This window comes from Pedobacter sp. Leaf176 (assembly GCF_001424305.1).
In the GTDB taxonomy this organism is placed as follows: domain Bacteria; phylum Bacteroidota; class Bacteroidia; order Sphingobacteriales; family Sphingobacteriaceae; genus Pedobacter.
Genome location: NZ_LMPD01000004.1, coordinates 146,357 through 171,344 on the forward strand (window position 1 = coordinate 146,357; position 24,988 = coordinate 171,344).

Genomic DNA, 24,988 nt, shown 5'->3' on the forward strand with positions numbered 1-24,988 from the left:
GTTTGCAATGCAGAAAAAAGCCTATTACATCATCGATTTCGACAGTACCTTCACTCAGGTTGAAGCCCTGGACGAACTTGCCAGAATATCGTTAAAAAAACATCCCGAAAAGGAGTCGATCTTCCAAAAAATTGAAGATTATACGAACCAGGCAATGGAAGGTAAACTCTCGTTCTCCGAAAGTTTAGCCCAACGCGTTAAATTATTAGAGGCAAACGAAGATCATTTAAAACAACTGATTAAACACCTGAAGAAAAAGGTCTCGATTTCTTTCTCCCGGAATGCCGAATTCTTTAAAAAACATGCCGATGAGGTTTTAATCGTTTCTGGTGGATTTAAAGAGTTTATAACGCCCGTTGTAAGTCAATATCATATCAAAAAAGAAAATATTTATGCTAATACCTTCGTAACCACAGGTGATGGCAAAATTATAGATTACGACCATGCCAATCCGCTTAGTGAAGAAGGTGGTAAAGTAAAACTTCTTCAGCATTTGAAACTGGAAGGCGAATTATTCGGCATTGGCGACGGATATTCTGATTTTCAGCTTCGCGAAAGCGGAATGATCAATAAGTTTTTTGCTTTTACAGAAAATATTGCAAGGCAGACAATCATCGAAAAAGCTGACCACATCACACCCAGCTTTGATGAATTTTTATATGTTAACAACTTGCCAAGGGCGATTTCTTACCCGAAAAATAGAATTCTTTGCTTGGTTATAGGCGAGGTTGATGCTCACAGCATTGCGTTACTTAAAAATGATGGCTTGTCGATTAGGCATAAATCCTCATTTGAAGAAAAATATGTTAAAGATGTTGGTGTTATTCTTTTGGCAGATGGAGAGAAAATAGAGAAAGAACAGTTAAAAGATGCAATAAAGCTAAAAACGATAGGTTATTTGGGTAACTCTAAAAATAAAGTTGATGCTGCTCTCTGTACCAAAATGGGTATTGTAATTTTTGATGACGTAAAGGCAAATCCACGGAATATTGATTTTATTCCTAAAAGAATGATTGATTTTATGAATACTGGTGCGACTTACCTGAGCAGTAATTATCCTAATCTTCAGTTGCCAAAAATTGATAAATCACATCGCTTAATTCACATTCATAAGAATGTTCCTGGTATAATGGCGCAAATTAATACTGTTTTTGCTAAACATAACATCAATATCGTTGGCCAGTTTTTAATGACGAATACCGAAATTGGCTATGCAATAACGGATATCAATACAGAATATGATAAGCAGCTATTCAAAGCGCTAAAAAAAATTGAGCATACAATTAAGTTCAGAGTTTTATATTAAAACTATGAAGCAGATTTTAATTGTTTTTATTGGTGGTGGCCTTGGAAGTTTAATCCGCTTTCTTACAACCAAAATTTACGCCCATCGCCTTTCCAGCTTTCCATTTGCAACGCTTACGGCTAACGTTTTAAGTTGCTTGTTAATGGGCTTGTTCCTTGGGTTATTTATGCAACGAACGCTTTTGTCAGACAATTTAAAGCTCTTTTTTATAACTGGTTTTTGCGGTGGATTTAGCACTTATTCAACTTATACTTTAGAAACACTTAATCTATATAAAGCTGGAAATATAAACCTTGCGCTTCTGAATATCTTAATAAACTTTTTGCTTTGTACAATTGCCATACTCGGTGGAATGTACTTGGCGAAAGTTAAACTTACCTAACAATTTAAATTTTTTGAATGGAATTTACCAACGATATAAAAGATAAACTCAACCAGCTTCAGGAAAAGTACACCGCAATGGGTCAGGATATGGCCTCGTATCTTGATGGATTATTGTATGCGGATTTTTTAACCTACTGGGATTATATTCATCTGGATACGTTGTTGAGTTTGCAAAGCCCAAAAACCCCGTTTCCTGATGAAGAAATTTTTATCATGTACCATCAGATAACGGAACTATACTTTAAGTTAGCCTTGCACGAATGCAAACAAATTGCAAATCATAAAAATTTAACAATCGATTTTTTTACGGCTCGTGTAAAAAGAATTAATGCTTATTTCAATGCTTTAACAACATCTTTCGAAGTTATGGTCGAGGGAATGGAGAAAGAACAATTTCTAAAATTCAGGATGTCTCTGCTACCAGCCAGTGGTTTTCAATCAGGGCAGTATAGAATGATAGAAATTTGTGCAACGGATTTTATTCGTTTAGTTGATAAAAGTAAAAGAGTAGAATTAAGTACCGCAACTTTAGAAGAGCAGTTCGAAAACATCTATTGGAAGTTTGGGGCTACCGAACTATCGTCAGGTAAAGAAACATTAACTTTAAAACAGTTTATTCAAAAATATTCAGCTCAGTTTTTACAACTCGCAAAAGACAGAATACGCACCAACTTTTCTGCGCTGTACCAGCAATTCCAGGTAAATGGCAGTGATGTTTCTGCTTTGGCCGATGAGCTTCGCAGGCTCGATTTATATATAAATGTGGAGTGGCCGCTGGCTCATTATAAATCTGCTGTTCGCTACCTGGAAAAAGATCCGGTCGACGTTGCTGCCACTGGTGGAACGAACTGGCAGAAATACCTGCCTCCGCGTTTTCAAAAAAGAATTTTCTACCCTTTTTTATGGACAGACGAACAAGTGGAAGAATGGGGTAAGGGCTGGGTAATTAGTGTGCTTAAAACACTAAAGAACAAAGATTAATATCGTTAAAAGCTATAAAAAAACCTCTTTTTTTCTTAATTTGCGAAAAATAATTAAAGACAGAATGAGGGAATTAATGAATTAGAGAATGATAGAGTAAAACACACATTCATTCGATCGTTCATCCATTCAAAATTTAAAATAATGATCGAGACATTAGATATAAAAGTTACCAAAGCGGAAAAGACGCGTTTGTCGGTAACAGATTTTTCGCAATTACCTTTTGGTAAAGTTTTTACCGACCATATGTTCACCGCTGATTACGAAGATGGCGAGTGGAAAAACCTGCAGGTTGCACCTTATGGACCGATTCCAATGAGCCCTGCAATTTCAGCCCTTCATTACGGTCAGGCTATTTTTGAAGGTTTGAAGGCTTACCGCCAACCAGATGGAAAAATTAGTGTTTTTCGTGCAGATAAAAACTTCGAACGTTTTAATAAATCAGCTGCGAGAATGTCTATGCCAACAATACCTGAGGAGATTTTTATGCAAGGTTTAGCAGCATTAATAAATGTTGATGAAAAATGGGTTCCGTCGCGGGAGGATTATGCACTTTATATCCGGCCAGTGATGTTCGCTACAGACCCTTATCTGGGCGTGAAAGCATCTGATACTTATAAATTTGCTTTGCTTACAACACCAACAGGCCCATATTACAGCAGCGCTTTAAAAGTTAAAATAGAAACCGAGTTTACCAGAGCTGATGAAGGAGGTGTAGGTTTTGCTAAAACTGCTGGTAATTATGCCCGTTCACTTTATCCTTTTGAACAAGCCAAAAAAGAGGGTTATGATCAGTTAATTTGGACAGATTCCATCAATCATGAATACATTGAAGAAGCTGGAACAGCAAATTTAATTTTTGTTATTAACGGTAAATTAGTTACACCATCTGTTCGTAGTACAGTTTTAGATGGCGTTACCAGAGATACAATCATTAAACTAGCAACTGCTGCTGGTATTGAAGTGGAAGAGCGTAGAGTGTCGGTTAAAGAGGTAATTGAAGGGATTGAGATCGGTAGTTTGACAGAAGCTTTTGCTGCAGGAACAGCTGCAACTGTTACACATATTGGTGAAATAGGTTATTTAGGTAAAAGTTATAAGCTTACTGATGCGTCAACCAGAACGATTTCTAATGGTATTGCCAAGAAATTAAATGACATCCGTTATGGTTTAACTCCGGATACTTTTGGCTGGAATTGGGTTTTATAGCCGCAAATTGAATTAAAAAAGAATGGCCTAAACTTAAAAAGTTTAGGCCATTTTTACTTTAGTCTCGACACTTATTTATCTAAGATTACAACACCTTTTGCTTCAAAAGCAAGTTCTTTTTTTGGATCTGTAATTTTAGCAACTTCTTCAGGTGTTCTCTTTGCATCCTCCGCGTAGTGACGTAAGGTTTCCACAGATATGGTTTGTTTCTTTGCGATACCGTCTAAAACAACTTTTTTGCCTACAACATCCATCGGCATAAAAAATGCATAATCTTTAAACGTTACACGCATTGGATCGCCATTAGGCATTTCTAATGTCATCCAGCAACCTTTCTTTTTACAAACATCCACAACCTTACCTTCTATTTTCATATCAGAGGTTGTTTTATCACCCATTGAAGATTCCATTTTTGATACAGGTTTAACATTGCCAGGCGTTACATTTTCGCCAAACTTTTGGCCTGTAAACGAAGTTTGTGCAAAAGCGAATGCACAGATTAAGCAAAAACTTAAGCTTAAAATAATTTTTTTCATAGCGGTATTTTATCGTTACTAGTTTCAGTTATTTATCTGACTCAAAGTTATTTAATATTTTTTAATAGTGAAGATAAAAAAATCCTCGCTAGCACTGGCTAACGAGGAGAATCATCCCTATTGTTGTATGTCACATCCCATGACTTACATCATAACAGTTAAGACAAATGTTCTTCCAAAATACGTTTGATGGTTATTAAATTTATAATTATTTGAATATCAGATAATTAAATTATTCCCATGCTCTTAGATTCTAATTTGAATTGGGGAAATAGGGGGAATAATATTTTAAGTGTAGAAATCCGGCTACTATATTCCCCATTTATTTAAGGTGATTTAACCGAAGATAAGACCAAAAACTTCCTCTATTTTACTCACTGCCCTGATTTCGAGGTTATATTTTTCAATATTTATGCCTTTCATATTATACTTTGAAATATAAATAACTTCAAAGCCCAATTTATCAGCTTCTGCAATTCTTTGTTCTATTCTATTTACTGCCCTTATCTCACCTGATAAACCGACTTCTGCTGCAAAGCAATTTTTAGAAGAAACTGGGATGTCCTGATTTGAAGATATAACGGCGATCAGCACAGCCAAATCGATTGCCGGATCTTCAACCTTTATACCCCCGGCAATATTTAAGAAAACGTCTTGGGTGCTTAACCGGAAGCCGCAACGTTTTTCCAAAACAGCTAAAAGCATATTCATTCTTTTCGTGTCAAAGCCGGTAGCAGAGCGTTGTGGTGTGCCATACGCTGCGGCGCTTACCAGGGCTTGTGTTTCGATCAGCATTGGACGAGCGCCTTCAAGCATAGCAGCAATAGCGATGCCGCTAAGTTCTTCATCTCGCTGTGTCAACAATATTTCTGAGGGATTGGATACTTCCCTTAAACCACTTCCCTGCATTTCGTAAATACCCAATTCCGCTGCGGCTCCGAACCGGTTTTTAATAGAACGCAGGATTCGGTAAACATGATGCCTGTCGCCCTCAAACTGGAGAACAGTATCTACCATGTGCTCTAAAATTTTTGGGCCCGCAATGGCGCCATCTTTTGTAATATGTCCGATTAAAAACACAGGAGTGCCGGTTTCTTTCGCAAACCGAAGCAATTCCGCAGTACATTCGCGAACTTGTGAAACACTCCCTGGCGTCGATTCAATGTGAGCAGAATGAAGGGTTTGAATAGAATCAATAACAACAATTTCGGGTTCAAGAATTTCAATCTGTTTGAAAATATTCTGTGTGGATGTTTCTGTTAAAATATAGCAGTCTGCGGATGGCGATTCAGTAATACGCTCTGCTCTCATTTTAATTTGCTGCTCACTTTCTTCACCTGATACATACAAAAGCTTTTTACCCTTTAAGTTTAAAGCCAGCTGTAGCATCAGTGTTGATTTGCCGATTCCAGGTTCGCCACCGATTAAAATTAAAGATCCCTCCACGAGGCCTCCGCCCAGAACGCGATCCAGTTCTTTATCTCCTGTAGGCATTCGGCGTTCAGGAGAACTTTCAATTTCAACGACTTTGCTTGGTTTACTCAACTTTCTTGCAGCAACATTATCATTTTTCCATGTGGGTATGCTAGCAGGATTTTTTTCTACAATTTCTTCTACTAAGGTATTCCATTGATTGCATGAAGGGCATTTACCAAGCCATTTAGCCGATTCATGTCCACAATTCTGGCAGAAATAAGCCGTTTTTGTTTTTGCCAATTTGATTTCAGGTTTAGATCCAATAGGTATCGGATTACGAATTTAAATTTAAAAGGCCGCAAATGCCAAATCATTTTCACAAAAAAAGCCTGATGCCATTATTATCAGCATCAGGCTTTAATTACATAAGCTTAATTTTACAGCTTTATTTCTTCATCTTTTGATGAGATAAAATGAAATTCATTTAAATAATAAGCAGATTTTGCTTTAACTTTTACCCATTGGCCATATTTAAAAAACCACCGGCGTTGTAAGTTAAAAATGCCTTTTGTAATGTAAGCTTCAATGTAAGGATGTACACAAAGCGTAACACCTTTCTCATTTTGTTCTGTTAAAATATAATTAAGGTTGTTTTCAATATCGTCCATAAGAACAATACTTGCTTTTATCTCACCTGTTCCACCGCATGCCGGGCATTTTTCTACAGTAACAATGTTCATTTCCGGGCGGACACGCTGCCGGGTAATTTGAACCAGACCAAACTTACTAGGTGGTAAAATGGTATGTTTTGCACGATCCAGCAACATCAGGTCACGCAGATAATCGAATAATATTTTACGGTTTGCTGGTTTATGCATGTCGATAAAATCGATCACCACAATGCCGCCCATATCGCGTAAACGCAGTTGACGGGCAATCTCTTTTGCCGCCTCCTTATTTACCTGTAAGGCATTTTCCTCCTGATTCTCTTTACTTGCCGTACGATTGCCGCTGTTTACATCAATAACATGCAAGGCTTCGGTATGTTCCACAACTAAATAAGCACCACCAGGAAGGTTCACCGTTTTTCCAAAAGCATTTTTAATCTGCTTTTCAATTCCAAAATGGTCGAAAATAGGCTCTTTATGTTTGTAAAGTTTCACGATTTTTTCCATTTCAGGGGAAATATCGTGTACATAAGACCGGATATCATCGAACAATTCAGGTGTACTTACATAAACATTTGTAAAGTCTGGATTCAGAATATCACGTATTAGCGTAGACGACCTGTCCATCTCACCCCAAACCCGTTTTGAAGGTTCAGTTGAAGGCAATTTTTTAACAAATATCTCCCATTTAGCAACTAGATCCAACAGGTCTTTTTGCATTTCAGCAACACCTCTTCCTTCAGAAACGGTTCTGATAATTACCCCAAAATTTTGGGGTTTAATACTTTCTATAATCTTCTTTAACCGATTACGTTCAGTATTACTTTTTATTTTTTTTGATATGGATATGGTATTGGAGAAGGGCACCAGTACCACATACCTGCCGGCAATTGATAGATCAGAACTCAAACGTGGTCCTTTGGTAGAAATTGGCTCTTTAGCAATTTGTACAGGCAGCAGCACGTTTTTACTAAGCACATCAGAAATTTTACCCGCCTTATTGATGTCAGATTCGAGTTTTAAATTATCTAATAGTGTGCCTGTAACCGAGCCATTACGCTTGATCTTAGTTAGCTTAATTAAAGATTGTACCTGAGGGCCTAAATCAAAATAATGCAGGAACGCATCTTTTTCATAACCAACATCCACAAAAGCAGCATTCAGGCCGGGCATGATTTTTTTAATGCGACCTAAATAAATATCCCCTACGGCATAGTTATTATTGATTTGTTCTTTATGAAGCTCAACAAGTTGTTTGTCTTCAATCAAAGCTATGGTAACTCCGGCAGGAGTCGAATTGATAATTAATTCTTTTACCAACAGCTACAGATTTAAGGCTTTCGCCTATTAACAAATGGATAGTAAAATAAATACAGTGATATAGCCAAAACTTTACGACGGAATTCGTAAATAAGTGTTTAAACCTCATAGCATACGCTACAAGGTTTAAAAGGCTAAATCAAAATAAGAAACTATTTTTTCTTATGTCTGTTTTTTCTTAAACGTTTTTTACGTTTGTGCGTAGCCATTTTATGTCTTTTTCTTTTTTTACCGCTTGGCATAATTTTGAGTTTTAAATGTTTTTATTAATCTGTTAATTAATTTTATTTTTTAGTTCAGCAACCTTTTTATCGATAAATGATGATAAAGTCGGGTTTGCCGCTAATTTTTTGCTTGTTAAATAGGCTTCAACAGCTTCTTTGTTTTTGTTTAAATTCTCCAGGGCCGTAGCCAGGTAGAAATAGGCTTCAGGTGTCGGAGCCGTTGCAATGACCGTATTAAAACGGGGAATTGCCTTGTCGAACTGACCTGATTTAATCGAAAATAAACCTAGGTTCATATTCGCTTTCACGTTCTTAGGATCTTTAGCAACCACTTCAAGCAGCATTGCAATACCTTGCATGGGTGCGCCTAAGCCATTAACTATTGTAACACCCAATCCTGTTTTGGCATCTATATTCTCTTTGTCCAGTGCCAGCGCTTTTGTGAAAGAAGTATTTGCTTTCTGCAATAATGCAGGTTGCGCTAAACTATCTTGTGTACTTTCAAAAGCCTTTAAAAATTTGTTGCCTGATGCTAACCAATTTATTGATGATGGTTTTGCTTCTGCTACAACTTCCAAATATAATGCTGATGGTGTCAACTGTTCAACATCGTCCCATTTTTGAGCCAGTTGTTGCGCAAGTTCAATTTTCTGAGCGCCTGTTGCACCTTTATAACTATTTTCTAAGGCTGTAATGTCAGTTGCTAAATTTTTATTAATTATATTTTTCGCAGCTTCAGACGTTGTTTGAATATTTAGCCCGGAAGAAGCTGCCGATTCAGATACTTGACCTGATGATGGCATTTTGCCGTTTTCTTCGGTTGGTTTTACTAAACCTTTAATATCTCTCGTAAACAGAAAAGCAACAAGCAATAAAATCGCTCCAATAATTATGGTCTGTTTTAATCTGATGCTGCTGTTCACGTGACTAAGTTTAAGCTTCTACTTGGATTTTTTTAGAATTGTTTTTCACTTTATCAACAAATACTTTTGCTGGTTTAAAGCTTGGAACGAAATGTTCAGGTATGATTATCGCAGTGTTTTTAGAGATATTTCTGGCTGTTTTTTGAGCCCTCTTTTTAACAACAAAGCTTCCGAAGCCTCTAACATAAACATTTTCACCGCCAATCATGCTGGTTTTGATCACCTTGAAGAATGCCTCAACGGTTTCCTGCACATCAACCTTCTCTATTCCGGTTTTTGTTGATATTTCTGAAATAATATCTGCCTTAGTCATATTTTATTATTTATTATGTATTGTGTATTAATATTATCAGTGTTTTGGGGTTGCAAAAGTATTGCTTTTTAATGAGATAGGGAAATAAAAGATGATTTTTTTATCTTGGTCCTTATCACCTGATTGCAAGTTTTTTAAAAAACAAATAATTACACCGTAATTTGCATCAATGACATTCCAAAATGAACTTATAAACTGGTACCTGATTAATAAAAGAGATCTTCCATGGCGACACACCAACGATGCTTATATAATATGGCTTTCAGAAATTATTTTACAGCAAACCCGTGTCGAACAGGGTCTGCCTTATTTTAAAAAGTTTTTGGAGAATTTTCCAACTGTGGCAGATTTTGCCGCAGCCGGAGAGGCTAAGGTGCTGAAGCTCTGGCAGGGCCTGGGCTATTATTCACGTGGTAGAAATATGCATAATACAGCTCAAATTGTTGTAAATAATTATAAAGGAATTTTTCCGACGCTGCATGATGATTTGATTAAATTGAAAGGAATTGGAGAATATACCGCTGCCGCCATATCTTCTTTTTCTTCAGGCGAAGCCAGGGCTGTGGTTGATGGAAATGTTTTCCGTGTTCTGGCAAGATACTTTGGTATTGATACGGCAATAAATTCGATCGAAGGGAAAAAACAGTTTTTAATATTAGCGAACGAACTGCTTTTAAAGGATGATCCCGCACTTTACAATCAGGCGATCATGGAATTTGGAGCCATTCAATGTAAACCTAAATCACCTGATTGCAATAACTGCCCGTTGAATACAGGGTGTTATGCACGTAAAAATAATGCCGTTGGCCAATTGCCTGTAAAGCTGGCTAAAGCACCAAAAAAGCACCGTTATTTTAATTACCTGGTTGGTGTTGCCGATGGTAAAGTACTGGTCAGAGAAAGACAGGCAGGCGACATATGGCAGCATCTTTACGACTTTCCTTGTATAGAGGCTATTGGGTTTTCAAAAGAAGAAGATGAAATGCTCGAATTAAAAGTGAAGTCAGCGTTCGGGGAAGAGTCTGAAATTACTCTTATAAGTTACAAAAAGCATATTTTAACACACCAAATTATCCATGTAAGATTTTTTGCTTTAAAAAATTATATATTTAACTTTAATAAACAAAAGGAACTTAATTGGGTTTCTTTAAATGTATTGGATGACTTGCCACAACCTAATGTAATCAGAAATTTTATAGAGGAATATTTTTGATGCTTATGAAGGCGTAACTAACCTTCGCTAAATCATCTCATTTAAGATAAAAACTAACCAAAAAAAAATATTTTATGTCCGGGATTAACAAAGTTATTTTAGTCGGGCACTTGGGTAAAGATCCCGAAGTGCGGCATCTAGATGGAGGCGTCACTGTAGCTAGCTTCCCCTTAGCTACATCAGAAACGTATAATAAAGACGGTAAACGTATTGAACAAACCGAATGGCATAACATAGTTTTATGGAGAGGACTAGCAGAAGTAGCCTCCAAATACCTTCAAAAAGGCAAACTTGTTTATATAGAAGGGAAATTAAGAACCCGCTCTTTTGAAGATAAGGAAAAGGTTAAAAAATATGTAACCGAAATAGTTGCTGAAAATTTTACTATGTTGGGAAGAAAGAGTGATTTCGAACAAGTAAATCCTGCAGGCCAGTCTCAAAATAACGACACTAAAATCGAAGATGAGTTCTCCATCCAGCCAGATGATGCGAATGGAGATTTACCTTTTTAAACCACCGATTAGGTAGTAAAGTCAAGGTCCATTAACCTTGACTTTATTGTATACCTTTATTATTCTACAGTTACCGATTTTGCTAAATTTCTTGGTTGATCCACATTGCAACCGCGCATTACAGCAATATGATAAGATAAGAGTTGTAACGGAATAGTAGCTAATAATGGTAAAAAAGCTTCATCCGAATCCGGAATCTCAATACAATAATCTGCAATTTTGCTAACTTCTGTGTCGCCTTTAGTAACAACTGCTATTACCTTTCCTTTACGCGCCTTAACTTCCTGTATATTACTGATTACTTTTTCGTACGATGAGTTCTGAGTTGCAATGAATACAACGGGCATTTCTTCATCAATTAAAGCTATGGGGCCATGTTTCATTTCTGCAGCGGGATAGCCCTCAGCGTGAATATAAGATATTTCCTTCAGTTTCAGAGCGCCTTCTAAAGCCACAGGAAAGCCACTTCCTCGTCCCAGGAATAAGCAATTTCTTGAATCTTTGATTTTCGAGGCCACTTCTTTAATAATATCATTAGATTCCAATGCCCCCTGAATTTTTTCAGGAATATTGTCTAACTCTGTCAACAGGCTTATCAATTTCGATTGAGTTATTGTCCCTTTTTGTTGTGCCATGTAAAACGCGATTAGCGTTAAAACGGTAACTTGAGCAGTGAATGCTTTCGTAGAAGCAACACCGATTTCCGGTCCTGCGTGTGTATAAACTCCGGCGTGACTTAATCTAGGTATAGAAGCCCCTGCTACATTACAAATGCCGAATATGGTGGCCCCGCGTTCTTTAGCCATCTCTATTGCTGCCATGGTGTCGGCTGTTTCTCCAGATTGTGAAATGGCAATTACCACATCTTTTTCAGTAATAATCGGGTTACGATACCTAAATTCAGAAGCATACTCAACTTCTACAGGAATCCGGGCATATTCTTCAATTAAATATTCACCAACTAAACCTGCATGCCAAGAGGTGCCACAGGCAACTATAATTATTCTATCTATATTTTTAAGTTTTTCGATAAACTCTTTAATTCCACCTAATTGTACTTTTCCTTCTTCGGGATAAATACGCCCGCGCATACAGTCGCGAATTGATCTGGGTTGTTCATAAATTTCCTTAAGCATAAAGTGATCGAAACCACCTTTTTCCAGCATCTCTAATTTGAGTTCTAACTCTTGAATCAGAGGCGTTTGAACTACGTTGTCCAGTCTTTTAACCAATAAATCGTTCTTTGTGATTAGCGCAATTTCATGGTCATTTAAGTAGATTACATTTTTAGTATATTCAATTATAGGCGTCGCATCAGAAGCAATAAAGTATTCTCCTTTACCTACGCCAATAACCATCGGACTACCTTTCCGCGCCGCAATTAAACGATCAGGATTTTCCCGGTCCATAATTACGATTGCATAAGCGCCCATAACTTCTTTTAAGGCTAAACGAACAGCCTCAAGAAGGTCCAATTGTTCTATATTTTGAATTTCTTCAATTAAATGAATTAGAACTTCGGTGTCTGTATCACTTTTAAACTCATGTCCGCGGCCCGAAAGTTCTTCTTTAAGTGTAGCGTAGTTTTCTATGATTCCGTTGTGGATGATAGAAAGCTTTTCATTATTTGACGTGTGTGGATGTGAATTTCTATCTGAAGGTACGCCATGAGTAGCCCAGCGGGTATGGCCCATTGCGATTGTGCCCGTTTTATCTTTGTTTTCAGCAAATGCTTCTAAAGCGGAAACTTTACCAACTTTTTTGTATGTATTTTGGCCTTTACTGTTTATAATCGCGATGCCGGCACTATCGTATCCACGGTATTCTAATCTTTTAAGGCCTTTTAAAACAATTGGCCAAGCCTCTCTATAGCCTATGTAACCTACTATTCCACACATATTTTAATTAAATTATTCTGCCAAATATACTAAACAAACGATTGTTTGCATGTTAAAAAATCTTTTCGGAACTTCTCAAAAAAAAAGCTCCAGCTGCAATGCAGTGGAGCTTTGAATATTTTAAAGTTAAGTTAATTTATCTTCGTATAATAAATATTCAGTTTTAAGCGATTCGTTGCGTTTCCGAAAGAACCGATAACAGCTCTTGCCGCTGATGAAGCTGATGGGAGCACTTCAAATTCTGTGAAAGATGTCGATGCCAAAAAAGTACCGTAATCTACCTTCTTGTTGTCGATTATGTCCTGCACATAAGCACTGACATTAAAAACGTATCTGTTATTCAATGCATCGTAGTAACCCCCAAAAACAGGGTCGGTAAGGGCTCTTGAATCGCCTGCATAACTGGAGCCGGGTTGGTCGTGATCAGGAACATTCATAGGTTGTTCTGCGATATCCCAACGATAAAGCGATAGTCTTTGCGGTGCATTAAATGGATAACCAAACGTTCCCGCACTTAGGTCGACAATTAGTTCAGCCTTATTTATCACTGCTTTACCATAAACAGTAGTGAAATTTTTTAAGTTAGGAAAAGAGATTTTCGTCTTCACACCTGCAAGGGCCTGCAAATAGGTAACATTGTATTGCAATGCCGGATTATCTAACTGGGTTTTCACAGGTGTTCCTGTGTAATCATGTTTAATATTTGCCGTTATTACCTGCCCGCTCGCATTTGCGATTGGAAATTTCTTTGAAAGAGTATCTACACCATTTGACGAATTGGTTTTCTTATAAACCAATTGGAGATAAGAATTTGAACTCGCGAAATCTAAAAATGCAATTCCCCCGGTTCCTGTCGAAGACGCTTTGTTAATTTCAGCGTAAAGGCCTTTAAAGTAGTCTGAGAATTTGATGTTTGTTGCCGTTCCCGTAGTTGGGAGACTTAAAATTGTACTTTGAATAAAAGCCTTATTTAAAGGGATTCGGATTTGCGCTTTCACTGTTTGCAGGGTATCCTTTCCACCGGTAACCACATCTGTTATTTTAATTGGCGTATTTGGGAAAATTTTACTGTTAAAATTTCCAAGGAGTGTGCTGCTATGTGCTTGAACGTCTGATGATTTATACTTTGTAATGGTATTGGCTAACTGATAAACATCAATACTATATTTTGATGATGTCGTATCACCATAGAATTGCGTTCCCAGATTCAGCACCAACACGGCAGAATCTAAAGTCGCTGCCGTAAAATCCAAACTAAGTTCCGGAGGTACTACAGTCATGGCTACACTTGACTCAGTTTTTCCGAAAATGGGGTCTATCATGTACCCCAATGGGTAGCGTGTTAAGTTAGAAGTTATAACATCAGGTTCCTTTACAGTTTGTGAACTTACCAACTGGTCACTAACTAAAGTACCTTGAATAGCTGAATTAGGATCAACATCTAAACCTACACTGGTGGGGTTTTTACAGGAGGCAAAAAGAAAAAGACCTATCAACAGGGTTAATAAGTCTTGTTTTATAAATTTCATATTTAAAAATAATATACCAGATTAAGCAACAGAAACCAATTCTTCATTTGAAATTTCTTCATAAAAAGTATAGAAGTTTTCAAAATTTTCGGTTAAGTTATAAGCTAAAATTGGCTTATTTGAATCTTTAACATATTTTAACACAGCTGCGTCAAGGTTCTCATCTGCCAAAACGACTGCGTCTGAATGGCTTACCGCGCCAATGTGTAAACTATTAACGTCTGCAGCTTCAAATGCTTTTGTATCGTCTTCAGTCATGTTAGCCATTATAGCTTTCTTCGAGAAATTTGCATTTAACTTTTCAGTAAAACCACCTTCATAAATAGAGTAAACAACTCTCGAATTTTTGAAAGTAGGATCATTTTTGTAAGTTGTTTTAATGTAAGCCGGAACTAATGAGCTCATCCAGCCGTGGCAATGAACAATATCAGGTGCCCAGCCCAATTTTTTTACAGTTTCCAATGCACCTTTACAGAAAAAGATTGTGCGTTCATCATTGTCGTCGAAGAATTTTCCACTTGCATCAGCAAATACCTGTTTGCGTTGGAAATATTCTTCATTATCCAAGAAATAAACCTGCATACGTGCAGCCGGGATGGAAGCTACTTTAATAATTAAAGGGTTATCGTTGTCATCAATAATGATGTTCATTCCCGATAAGCGTATTACTTCGTGTAAACGATTTCTTCTCTCGTTAATGTTACCGAATTTTGGCATCAGGATGCGGATTTCGAATCCTTTTTCTTGCATGGCCTGGGGTAACTGGCGAGTAATTTCAGAAATTTTAGTAAGCTCGAGGAAAGGCGACATCTCGTGTGTAACAATCAGCAGCTTCGTTTTTGCCATCTCCATATTCTAAGAAAATATTAAGTTAAATAAAAGATAATGAGCTGCAAAGATAAGAATAATAATACTATTTATCAATATAGCAAGCATTTGTTTGGTTTCATTTAGATTAATTTACACCTTTACGGCTTTAACTCATATTTTCTGTCTTGGAAGTATTTAAAACAAAAGAAGCGCTTAAAGCTTATTTAAAGCCGCTGAAGGCCGCAGGTAAAAAAGTTGCTGTCGTTCCTACCATGGGTGCATTGCATAATGGTCATATTTCGTTAATTAAATTGGCGCAGGAGCACGCAGATGTCATTATCTGTAGCATTTTCGTGAATCCCACTCAATTTACCGACCCGAAAGATTTGGAAAAATACCCACGGCCTATCGACCATGATTTAGCCATGTTGAAAGATGCCGGTTGCGATGGCGTATTTATGCCCGGTGTAGAAGAGATGTATCCGACTGGAGCTGATGAAAACTGGCACATTGACCTAGGTAAAGCTGAATTTTTACTCGAAGGCGAATTTAGAAAAGGACATTATCAGGGTGTAACTCAAATCGTGAAGAAGCTGTTTGATGCCGTTGAGCCTGATATTGCCATGTTCGGCCAGAAAGATTTTCAACAAGTACTGATGATTAAAACCATGGTAGCACATTTTAATTTGCGGGTAAGCATTATAACCTGTCCGATAATTCGTGAAGATGATGGATTAGCCATGAGTAGCCGTAACATTCATTTAACTGCAGCAGATAGGAAAAACGCTTTGGTGTTAAGCAAATCACTGCAATATGTAATTGATAATTTTGATTCTTTTTCCCTTAAAGAACTTGAAGAAAGTGCAAAATCATTTTATAAAAATATTGAAGGTGTAGAACTCGATTATTTTACCATTGCTAACGGCCATAATCTAGAGCCAGCGAAATCAAAAGCGGAAGATAATCTGGTTGCGCTAGCCGCCGCCAAAGTTGGATCAACAAGGCTCATTGATAATATGATTATTAAATAGGATCAAGATTTTACTGTCAAAGTAGCATGATGAATTCTATTCCATAATAATACGAAGCTTACTCTATAAAATGGCCTGGGATTTTTATTTCGCTTTTATTTTTTAGTGTGTAAACCTTCCACCTCAAACCCTTTTACCATCAACCTTTTTATTACTAACTTTGCCAAATGATTATCACGATATTAAAATCAAAAATACACCGTGTCAGGGTAACTCAGGCGGAATTGAATTACGTAGGCAGTATTACGATTGATGAGGACTTAATGGACGCAGCCAACATTATCGCTAATGAAAAGGTGCAAATTGTAAATAATAACAATGGTGCCCGTTTCGAAACCTATGTAATTAAAGGCGAACGTGGAACAGGTACCATCTGTTTAAACGGTGCAACTGCACGTTTAGCTCAACTTGGTGATGTGCTGATCATTATGTCGTACGGTTCTTTACCTATCGATGAAGCAAAAAAATACAATCCGATACTTGTTTTCCCTGACGATAACAATCATTTGCTAAAATAACTTGTGAGATTCTATCCGAAATCAGCGCTTAAGTACATCGTCTTATTTCTATTAGGACTAGGTGTATTATACTTTGCATTTCGAGGACAGGATTTAAATAAGATTTGGCAGGAAATTAGGAATGCAAATTTTTTATGGGTTGCAATTTCTACCATTTCGGTTTGGCTTGCACATGTACTGAGGGCCATGCGCTGGCGAATGTTATATCAATCTATTAACTATAAGGTGAGTTTCTGGCATACTTACCACGCCGTAATCATTGGCTACCTGGCCAATCTTGCATTGCCTCGTTTTGGTGAAATCGGACGCTGTTCAGTTATTTTGAAAACAGAAAAAGTTCCAATGTTTGCTTCAATTGGTACCGTTATTACAGAAAGGTTAGTTGATGTACTGGTTCTGCTTCTGTCAGGTTTGTTATTGCTCACTTTTCAATACGAACTGGTTTCTGATTTTCTTTATAATACCCTTTATAGCAGTACGGCAGATAAGATAAAATCGTTAAATTATTTCTGGATAATTGGCTTATTTGTATTGGTGGTCCTATTGATAACTTTAATGAGTTATTTAATAAGAAAGAAGCTGGGCAGGAAATTTTTGAGAGTTTTTGTAGGATTAAGACAAGGTTTTAATTCTTATAGAAAGCTGAATAACAAACCATTATTTATGATTTACACCTTCGGAATCTGGTTCTTTTATTGGTTATCCTTGTATCTGGCCTTTTCGGCATTTCAAATCACATCTGGTTTAGGTTTTAATGCAGCTTTTACGTCACTCGTATTTTCAAGCTTTGCAATGATAGCGCCTGTCCAGGGCGGAATTGGAGTGTTCCATTGGATGGTTGCGCAAGCTTTAGTTTTATATTCCGTTACATTTAAGGACGGTTTGGCCTATGCAACCATCATTCACTCGTCGCAACTTTTGCTAATTTTAATTTTAGGGGGCTTGAGCTTATTTTCAGTTCTTTTAATGTCAAAGAACAAATAGCCTAAGAATAACTTCCTTGCTTCAGGAACTTTTTAAGCCAGCGCTTTAGTTTCACATCAACTAAAATAATTACTATGCAGCCACAGTAAATTCAAATTGAAATGCTACATTTGAAATACTAACCTTTTATACATAAATGTTATGCATTTTGAATTAAGTGAAGAACAATTAATGATTCAGCAGGCTGCACGCGATTTTGCTAACCAGGAGTTAAAACCAGGTGTAATCGAGCGGGATGAGCACCAGAAATTTCCGGCAGAGCAAGTAAAAAAACTTGGCGAACTTGGATTTTTAGGCATGATGGTTTCTGAAAAATATCACGGAAGCGGCCTGGATGCAATCTCCTATGTGCTTGTAATGGAGGAGCTTTCTAAAATCGATGCTTCCGCATCAGTAGTTGTTTCTGTAAACAATTCTCTGGTTTGTTACGGATTGGAAGCTTATGGAAGCGAAGCTCAGAAAGAAAAATACCTCAAGCCTTTAGCATCGGGTGAAAAAATAGGCGCATTCTGTTTATCAGAGCCTGAAGCGGGTTCTGATGCAACTTCGCAAAGAACAACAGCTGAAGACAAAGGAGATTATTATTTGCTGAACGGCACAAAAAACTGGATTACAAATGGCGGTACCGCTTCAACCTATCTGGTTATTGCACAAACTCATCCCGAATTAAGGCACAAAGGCATCAATGCTTTTATTGTGGAAAAAGGTATGGACGGTTTTACTGTTGGTCCTAAGGAAAATAAATTGGGTATTCGTGGCTCAGACACCCATTCTTTGATGTTTAACGATGTGAAAGTCCCTAAAGAAAATAGAATTGGCGAAGACGGATTCGGATTCAAATTCGCGATGAAAACGCTGGAGGGCGGAAGAATTGGTATTGCCGCGCAGGCCCTGGGTATCGCGCAAGGTGCTTTTGAGCTGGCAACACAATACGCAAAAGAACGTAAATCGTTTGGCAAACCAATTTCAGAGCACCAGGCAATTGCATTTAAACTAGCCGATATGGCTACTCAGATTGAGGCGGCAAGATTACTGGTACATAAAGCAGCATGGCTGAAAGACCAGGGCCTACCTTATACTCAGGCTGGTTCTATGGCAAAATTATTTGCATCAAAAGTTGCTATGGACGTAACCATTGAGGCTGTCCAGGTTCATGGTGGTTATGGCTTTGTTAAAGAATACCATGTTGAAAGATTGATGCGCGATGCTAAAATTACGCAGATCTATGAGGGGACTTCAGAAATACAGAAAATGGTTATTTCGAGAGAAGTTATAAGGTAGTTCGGGGTCCGAAGATAGAAGCTTAACGGCATCGGACTTCTGTCTTCGGAGCCTCTGACTAATTATTCTTTCTCTCCGGCTATTGCGCCAAAAATAGCTTTAATCAAAGCTACGACGATTGCCAAAAACGCTGCCGCTAAAAATCCTGTTGTATTGAAGCTTGTCATCATGCTGTCTACCAATAAAATCATTAAAACCGTAATGATGAATGACATTAAACCTAGTGTAAGAAAGTTAACCGGAAAAGTTAACAGTCTTAATATAAAGCCGATCGTTGCGTTTGCAAGCGCGATTAAAACTGCGGCAATTATAGCGCTTCCATAACTGTCAACGGTTACGCCCGGAACAAGTTTTGCTCCAATGAATACTGCCAGGCCCATTAAAAGGATTTCAATAATTAGTCTCATAATGCTTAATTTAGTAAATGTTTAAATCTTTAAAAAGTTTGATAATATCAATTTGTGTTCTGCTTTTAGCTTCATGCTCCAATACAAACAAAGCACCCGTAATTATGTTTTCAGAAGACAGCACTGCAATTGTAATTAAAAATATTGACGCAACAAGTTTATACGAGCTAAAGAAAGATAACAAGGATCATCCCCACATGCAAAACATTATTTCTGTCGTATTAATGCCAATTGAAACGGACAGTCTCCAGGACGAAAAATTGATTTCAGGTCGTACAATTATTCAGGATAACTTTGTAGTTTTTAAACCGGAATTGCCATTTAACAAAAACGAAACCTATCTGGTAGAAAGTTATATCGGTAGTAAATTCGCCGATAAAAGTAAATTATTTAAAGGGACAGTTAAGTACAACCTTGAACCACAAAAACAACTGTTAAAGCGGTAGTTTTTGATGTAAATTCCTGGATAAGAGTTTGATTATTCATAAAAAATTTATACATTTGCATCGTAATCGAAGAAAAGAGAAGGGGACAATGTCCCCTTTTTCTATGAAATCGGGTTAAAATATGCAGGTAGAAAAGAGAGTTACAGAGCTCGTAGAAGAGAAAATTGCAGATCGACCAGAACTTTTTCTGGTTGAAGTTAAGATGTTGCCAAATAATAAGTTAATAATACATGTTGATGGTGATGAAGGCATAAGCATACAGGATTGTGTGGCAGTAAGCAGGCATGTTGGTTTTCATCTTGAAGAAGAAAATACAATTGAACAGGCTTATAACCTGGAGGTATCATCTCCTGGGGTTGGGGAGCCTTTAAGGCTGATCCGCCAGTATAATAAAAATATTGGCCGCACGGTGAGTGTAAAACTAAGCGGGGGGCAGAAGAAAGAAGGTAAACTTTTAGAAGTTACTGATGGTAATATCCTGATTGAAGAATCAGTGAAAGAAAAAGGAAAAAAGGCGGTAGCGGTGCAAACTGCAATTCCGTTTAATGATATATTGGAAACAACTGTATTAATAAGTTTTAAGTAATGCGATTTGGGATTGAAACGAGGTCGTCTTGTAATCCTGCTAATCTATTTAATCATGATAAAAAATGAGTACTACAACAATTAATTTAATCGACTCTTTTCAGGAGTTTAAAGATTTCAAAAATATAGATCGCCCAACGGTGATTAGTGTGCTGGAAGAAGTTTTTCGTAGCATGTTGCGTAAAAAATACGGAACAGATGAAAACTGTGACGTAATTGTAAATCCCGATAACGGGGATTTGGAGATTTGGAGAACCAGAAAAGTTATGGAAGATGGTTTTTCGGAGGATGATGATTTGGAAATCGAACTTGCTGAGGTAAATAAAATCGACCCGAGTTTAGAGGTTGGTGATGACTACATTGAGCAGATTACATTGGAGAGTTTTGGCCGAAGGGCGATATTAGCTGCCCGTCAAACTTTGGTTTCCAAAGTATTAGAATTAGAGAAAGACGAAATTTTCAAAAAATATAAAGACCGTGTAGGTGAAATCATAACAGGTGAAGTCTACCAGGTTTGGAAAAAAGAAACTTTGGTTTTAGATGATGAGGGTAATGAGCTTTTAATGCCTAAAAATGAACAGATACCTGCAGACTATTTCAAAAAAGGCGATTCTGTGAGAGCAGTAATCTCTAAAGTTGAAATGATTAATGCCAATCCGAAAATTATTATTTCAAGAACGGCACCGGAATTCTTACAACGTTTGTTCGAACAAGAAGTTCCTGAAATTTTCGATGGATTAATTACCATTAAAAAAATCGTTCGTGAACCAGGAGAGCGTGCTAAAGTTGCGGTAGAATCTTACGATGATCGTATCGATCCGGTAGGTGCATGTGTGGGTATGAAAGGCTCACGTATTCATGGTATCGTTCGTGAACTAAAAAATGAGAATATCGATGTGATTAACTTCACCAGCAATATCTCATTATACATTACACGTGCTTTAAGTCCGGCGAAAATCACCTCCATTAAATTGGACGACGACACAAAGCATGCATCAGTTTATTTAAAGCCAGATCAGGTATCGCTTGCAATTGGTCGCGGCGGACATAACATTAAACTTGCCGGAAAATTAACCGGTTATGAAATTGATGTTTACCGTGAAGCGGGTGAAGAAACTGATGAAGACGTTGATTTAGAAGAATTCTCAGATGAGATTGATAGCTGGATCATTGATGAATTAAAGGCTATCGGTTGCGATACTGCTAAGAGTGTTTTAGCACTTACGGTGGAAGATTTGGTGAAACGCACCGACCTTGAAGAAGAAACCATTAAAGAAGTGGTTCAAATTTTGAAGTCAGAATTTGAATAAGTGGTGTAATTGCCAAATAAACACTACTTTTGTATAAATTAAAAACAATAACAGGAGCTAAATGTCAGACGACAAACCAATCATTTTAATTAAAGCTATTAAAGAACTTAATATAGGCATGGGTACGGCCGTAGAGTTTTTAAACAAAAAGGGGTTCTCCGCTGAGAAAAGCCCTATGTTTAAACTTTCGGGTGAAATGTACAATGCTTTATTAAAAGAGTATCAGGGAGATAAGATCGTAAGAGAAGAAGCCAAACAAATAGTGATTGGTAAAATACGTCGTGACGAGCCTGAGACTGAAAAGCCAGCAGAAGCGCCGAAAAAAAATACTGACTTCGAGAAAAACGAAGAGATTTTAATAAAAAATGCTCAAACGTTTAATCCTCCTGCAGAAAAACCTAAAGCGGAGGTGCCAGTAGTTGAAACTAAGCCTGCGCCTGGGGCAGAAACTCCTTTACATGCGGAAAAAAAGGAGGATAAAATTGAAGAAGGAAATTTGCCGGGCGTTAAAGTTGTAGGTAAGATTGATTTAAGCGATCTTAATCCTAAAACCAGACCAGCAAAAAAGGAAGAAATTGCAACACCTGCACCGAAAGTTGAGGAAGCACCAAAACCTGCTGCTGAAGAACCAAAGGTGGAAACCCCTAAGCCTGTTGAGGTTAAAAAGGAAGAAGTTGCAACACCTGCACCGAAAGTTGAGGAAGCACCAAAACCTGTTGCTGAACAACCAAAAGCAGAAGTAACAAAACCAGCTGAAGTAAAACCCGAACCAACAAGTACGGAGCCTGAAGTAATGAAAGCCCGTTCGGTTAAATTAACAGGTCCGAATATTATAGGTAAAATTGTTTTACCGACAACTCCAGACCGAAGAAATGGCCCGGTAGCATCTTCAAGCGATAGTGAAGCGGCAAAACGCAAGCGTAAACGCAAGAAAACACCTGGAGCACCTGGTCAACCAGGGCAGCATGGAACTCAAGGCCAGCAAGGACAAAATCCTGCAGGTCAGGGTCAGGGCGGCGCACCAGGACAACCTCGTCAACCTTATCAGGGTAACAGACCAGGAGGTGGCACACCATACCAGGGCAACAGACCAGCTGGCCAGGGTGGAACGCCTTATCAGGGAAATAGAAATAACAACAGCAGACCAGGTTTCCAAAATAGAAATGCTACACCAAGCGGACCTAAGGAAGAACCTACTGAGAAAGAAATTCAAGATCAAATCAAAGCAACACTTGCCCGTTTAAGTGGTGCAGGTAAGTCTGGTAAATTTGCTCAACGTGCAAAATTACGTCGTCAGAAACGTGATGATGTTGCGTACAATGCAGAAGAAGCTGCAAATGAACTTGAATCGCAATCGAGAATATTAAAAGTAACAGAATTTGTTACGGCCAACGAATTGGCAAGCATGATGGATGTACCGGTTACCAAAATTATTGGTACTTGTATGAGTCTTGGTATGTTCGTTTCAATCAATCAGCGTTTAGATGCTGAAACGTTAACAATCGTTGCGGATGAGTTTGGGTATGAAATTCAATTTGTTAAGCCTGATGAAGATGAAGAAAATGTAATTGAAGAAGAAGATAACGAGGCAGATTTAATCGAAAGAGCTCCGGTTGTTACGATTATGGGTCACGTCGATCACGGTAAGACGTCCTTGCTGGATTACATTCGTAAAGCGAATGTGGTTGCTGGTGAAGCAGGTGGTATTACACAGCACATTGGTGCTTATATGGTAACGACACCAACCGGTAAAAAAGTAACCTTCTTAGATACACCGGGTCACGAAGCCTTTACAGCAATGCGTGCACGTGGAGCTAAGGCGGCAGATATTGCAATTATTGTTATCGCTGCGGACGATGCAGTGATGCCTCAGACAAAAGAGGCGATTAATCATGCGCAGGCCGCAGGCGTACCTTTAGTATTTGCTTTCACGAAAGTAGATAAGCCAGGTGCAAATGCAGATAAAGTACGTGAGCAGTTATCCGTAATGAATATCCTGGTTGAAGATTGGGGTGGTAAATATCAATCACAGGAAATCTCAAGCAAAAGTGGTTTAAACGTAGATTTACTTTTAGATAAAGTATTATTAGAAGCTGAGTTATTAGAACTTAAAGCGAATCCGAATAAGAGGGCTACAGGTACTGTAATTGAATCAGCTTTAGATAAAGGCCGTGGTATTGTAACTACAGTATTGGTTCAGGCCGGTACATTAAGAGTTGGAGACCCGATTTTAGCCGGTAGTTATAGCGGACGTGTTAAAGCGTTAACAAACGAACGTGGCGCTAAAGTAGAATCTGCAGGCCCATCGCAACCGGTACAGGTTTTGGGTATGCAAGGCGCACCAACAGCAGGTGATAGATTCAATGCTTTAGAAAGTGAAACTGAAGCGCGTGATATTGCAAACAAACGTATGCAGTTACAACGCGAACAGGGATTACGTACACAGAAACACATTACGTTGGATGAGATCGGCCGTCGTTTGGCAATTGGTAACTTTAAAGAGCTTAACATTATCGTTAAAGGTGATGTGGATGGTTCTATCGAGGCCTTAGCCGATTCATTATTGAAACTGTCAACTGAGCAAATTCAAATCAACATCATCAGTAAAGGTGTTGGTCAGATTTCTGAATCTGATGTATTGTTGGCTTCGGCTTCTGATGCGATTATCATTGGTTTCCAGGTTCGTCCATCTACAGGTGCACGTAAGCTTGCAGAAGCTGAACAAATCGATATCCGTTTATATTCTATCATTTACGATGCAATCAACGAGATTAAATCGGCAATGGAAGGTATGTTAGACCCAGAATTTGAAGAGAAAATTGTGGCTAACGTAGAGATTCGCGAAACTTTCAAAATTACTAAAGTGGGTACCATTGCAGGTTGTATGGTATTAGATGGTAAAATTACCCGTAATAGCAAAATACGTATCGTTAGAGATGGCGTTGTAATTTATACCGGTGAGCTTGCATCATTAAAACGCTTTAAAGACGATGTTAAAGAAGTAAATAAAGGCTACGAGTGCGGTTTAAACATTCAGAACTTTAACAACATTGAAGTTGGCGATATTGTAGAAGCTTACGAACAAGTTGAAGTAGCAAGGAAACTGTAACTACAGGATATTATAAATCTAAAGTGGCTCCAAAGGCCACTTTTTTTATTTAGCAAAATGTTTCAATCTTAAAAT

At 37.8% G+C, this 24,988-nt stretch carries 23 protein-coding genes; 14 read left to right on the forward strand and 9 right to left on the reverse strand.

The features are described 5' to 3' along the window. Positions 1-7 precede the first annotated feature (7 nt). The 4 genes from ASF92_RS13150 (at position 8) to ASF92_RS13165 (ending at position 3,880) form a co-directional block, all read left to right on the forward strand. Entirely contained in the window at positions 8-1,306 is a 1,299-nt protein-coding gene (locus ASF92_RS13150; protein WP_056093683.1) for an HAD-IB family phosphatase, read from the forward strand. A gap of 4 nt (positions 1,307-1,310) precedes the next feature. Further along, positions 1,311-1,688, forward strand: a complete 378-nt coding sequence (gene crcB / locus ASF92_RS13155; RefSeq protein WP_056093686.1) for a fluoride efflux transporter CrcB — start codon at positions 1,311-1,313, stop codon at positions 1,686-1,688. 17 nt (positions 1,689-1,705) lie between these two features. Next, the gene (locus tag ASF92_RS13160) at positions 1,706-2,671 is read left to right on the forward strand and encodes a tryptophan 2,3-dioxygenase family protein (protein WP_056093689.1); all 966 of its coding nucleotides are present in this window, start codon (positions 1,706-1,708) and stop codon (positions 2,669-2,671) included. A gap of 144 nt (positions 2,672-2,815) precedes the next feature. Then, a complete protein-coding gene (locus ASF92_RS13165) occupies positions 2,816-3,880 on the forward strand; it encodes a branched-chain amino acid aminotransferase (protein ID WP_056093691.1) in 1,065 nt (354 codons plus the stop codon). Between the two features lie 71 nt (positions 3,881-3,951). Here ASF92_RS13165 and ASF92_RS13170 read toward each other — a convergent pair whose 3' ends face one another. The 5 genes from ASF92_RS13170 to ASF92_RS13190 form a co-directional block, all read right to left on the reverse strand. Next, entirely contained in the window at positions 3,952-4,416 is a 465-nt protein-coding gene (locus ASF92_RS13170) for a DUF4920 domain-containing protein (RefSeq protein WP_056093694.1), read from the reverse strand. Positions 4,417-4,752: 336 nt separating this feature from the next. Beyond that, on the reverse strand, positions 4,753-6,132 hold the full coding sequence (gene radA / locus ASF92_RS13175) for a DNA repair protein RadA (RefSeq protein WP_056093697.1): 1,380 nt from the start codon (positions 6,130-6,132) through the stop codon (positions 4,753-4,755). A gap of 137 nt (positions 6,133-6,269) precedes the next feature. After that, positions 6,270-7,820, reverse strand: a complete 1,551-nt coding sequence (locus ASF92_RS13180) for an Rne/Rng family ribonuclease (RefSeq protein WP_056093699.1) — start codon at positions 7,818-7,820, stop codon at positions 6,270-6,272. A gap of 274 nt (positions 7,821-8,094) precedes the next feature. Continuing rightward, complete coding sequence (locus ASF92_RS13185; protein WP_056093702.1) at positions 8,095-8,967, reverse strand: M48 family metallopeptidase; 873 nt, start codon at positions 8,965-8,967, stop codon at positions 8,095-8,097. 10 nt (positions 8,968-8,977) lie between these two features. Beyond that, positions 8,978-9,280 (reverse strand): HU family DNA-binding protein, encoded by a 303-nt coding sequence (locus tag ASF92_RS13190; RefSeq protein WP_056093708.1) that lies wholly within the window; start codon positions 9,278-9,280, stop codon positions 8,978-8,980. Positions 9,281-9,449: 169 nt separating this feature from the next. Between ASF92_RS13190 and mutY the strand changes: the two genes are divergently transcribed. Further along, complete coding sequence (gene mutY, locus ASF92_RS13195; RefSeq protein ID WP_056093711.1) at positions 9,450-10,493, forward strand: A/G-specific adenine glycosylase; 1,044 nt, start codon at positions 9,450-9,452, stop codon at positions 10,491-10,493. A 74-nt stretch (positions 10,494-10,567) separates the two neighbouring features. Then, positions 10,568-11,005: a single-stranded DNA-binding protein gene (locus tag ASF92_RS13200; RefSeq protein WP_056093713.1), complete on the forward strand. Its 438-nt coding sequence runs from the start codon at positions 10,568-10,570 to the stop codon at positions 11,003-11,005. A 59-nt stretch (positions 11,006-11,064) separates the two neighbouring features. Here the strand turns inward: ASF92_RS13200 and glmS are convergent, their stop codons facing one another. From glmS to ASF92_RS13215, 3 genes are all read right to left on the reverse strand, one after another. After that, a complete protein-coding gene (glmS, locus tag ASF92_RS13205) occupies positions 11,065-12,903 on the reverse strand; it encodes a glutamine--fructose-6-phosphate transaminase (isomerizing) (protein WP_056093717.1) in 1,839 nt (612 codons plus the stop codon). 131 nt (positions 12,904-13,034) lie between these two features. Then, positions 13,035-14,432: a DUF4270 domain-containing protein gene (locus ASF92_RS13210; RefSeq protein ID WP_056093720.1), complete on the reverse strand. Its 1,398-nt coding sequence runs from the start codon at positions 14,430-14,432 to the stop codon at positions 13,035-13,037. Positions 14,433-14,453: 21 nt separating this feature from the next. After that, on the reverse strand, positions 14,454-15,278 hold the full coding sequence (locus ASF92_RS13215; protein WP_056094486.1) for a glycogen/starch synthase: 825 nt from the start codon (positions 15,276-15,278) through the stop codon (positions 14,454-14,456). A gap of 149 nt (positions 15,279-15,427) precedes the next feature. Between ASF92_RS13215 and panC the strand changes: the two genes are divergently transcribed. The 4 genes from panC to ASF92_RS13235 all read left to right on the forward strand — a co-directional run bounded on the left by panC (position 15,428) and on the right by ASF92_RS13235 (position 19,056). Next, on the forward strand, positions 15,428-16,273 hold the full coding sequence (gene panC / locus ASF92_RS13220; protein WP_056093722.1) for a pantoate--beta-alanine ligase: 846 nt from the start codon (positions 15,428-15,430) through the stop codon (positions 16,271-16,273). A gap of 167 nt (positions 16,274-16,440) precedes the next feature. Next, the gene (gene panD / locus ASF92_RS13225; protein WP_056093725.1) at positions 16,441-16,791 is read left to right on the forward strand and encodes an aspartate 1-decarboxylase; all 351 of its coding nucleotides are present in this window, start codon (positions 16,441-16,443) and stop codon (positions 16,789-16,791) included. A gap of 3 nt (positions 16,792-16,794) precedes the next feature. Beyond that, positions 16,795-17,775 carry a lysylphosphatidylglycerol synthase transmembrane domain-containing protein gene (locus tag ASF92_RS13230; protein ID WP_056093728.1) on the forward strand — a complete coding sequence of 327 codons (981 nt, stop codon included), beginning with the start codon at positions 16,795-16,797 and terminating at the stop codon, positions 17,773-17,775. A gap of 141 nt (positions 17,776-17,916) precedes the next feature. Further along, on the forward strand, positions 17,917-19,056 hold the full coding sequence (locus tag ASF92_RS13235; protein WP_056093731.1) for an acyl-CoA dehydrogenase: 1,140 nt from the start codon (positions 17,917-17,919) through the stop codon (positions 19,054-19,056). A gap of 62 nt (positions 19,057-19,118) precedes the next feature. Here the strand turns inward: ASF92_RS13235 and ASF92_RS13240 are convergent, their stop codons facing one another. Beyond that, the gene (locus ASF92_RS13240) at positions 19,119-19,463 is read right to left on the reverse strand and encodes a phage holin family protein (RefSeq protein WP_056093734.1); all 345 of its coding nucleotides are present in this window, start codon (positions 19,461-19,463) and stop codon (positions 19,119-19,121) included. Positions 19,464-19,567: 104 nt separating this feature from the next. Here ASF92_RS13240 and ASF92_RS13245 point away from each other — a divergent pair, with 104 nt between their 5' ends. From ASF92_RS13245 to infB, 4 genes are all read left to right on the forward strand, one after another. Further along, on the forward strand, positions 19,568-19,909 hold the full coding sequence (locus tag ASF92_RS13245; protein WP_157263876.1) for a hypothetical protein: 342 nt from the start codon (positions 19,568-19,570) through the stop codon (positions 19,907-19,909). Positions 19,910-20,030: 121 nt separating this feature from the next. Further along, positions 20,031-20,495, forward strand: a complete 465-nt coding sequence (gene rimP / locus ASF92_RS13250; protein WP_056093739.1) for a ribosome assembly cofactor RimP — start codon at positions 20,031-20,033, stop codon at positions 20,493-20,495. Positions 20,496-20,559: 64 nt separating this feature from the next. Then, positions 20,560-21,804: a transcription termination factor NusA gene (gene nusA / locus ASF92_RS13255; protein ID WP_056093743.1), complete on the forward strand. Its 1,245-nt coding sequence runs from the start codon at positions 20,560-20,562 to the stop codon at positions 21,802-21,804. A gap of 61 nt (positions 21,805-21,865) precedes the next feature. After that, positions 21,866-24,913, forward strand: coding sequence for a translation initiation factor IF-2 (gene infB, locus ASF92_RS13260; RefSeq protein WP_056093746.1), 3,048 nt, complete (start codon positions 21,866-21,868; stop codon positions 24,911-24,913). The last annotated feature ends 75 nt before the right edge of the window (positions 24,914-24,988 follow it).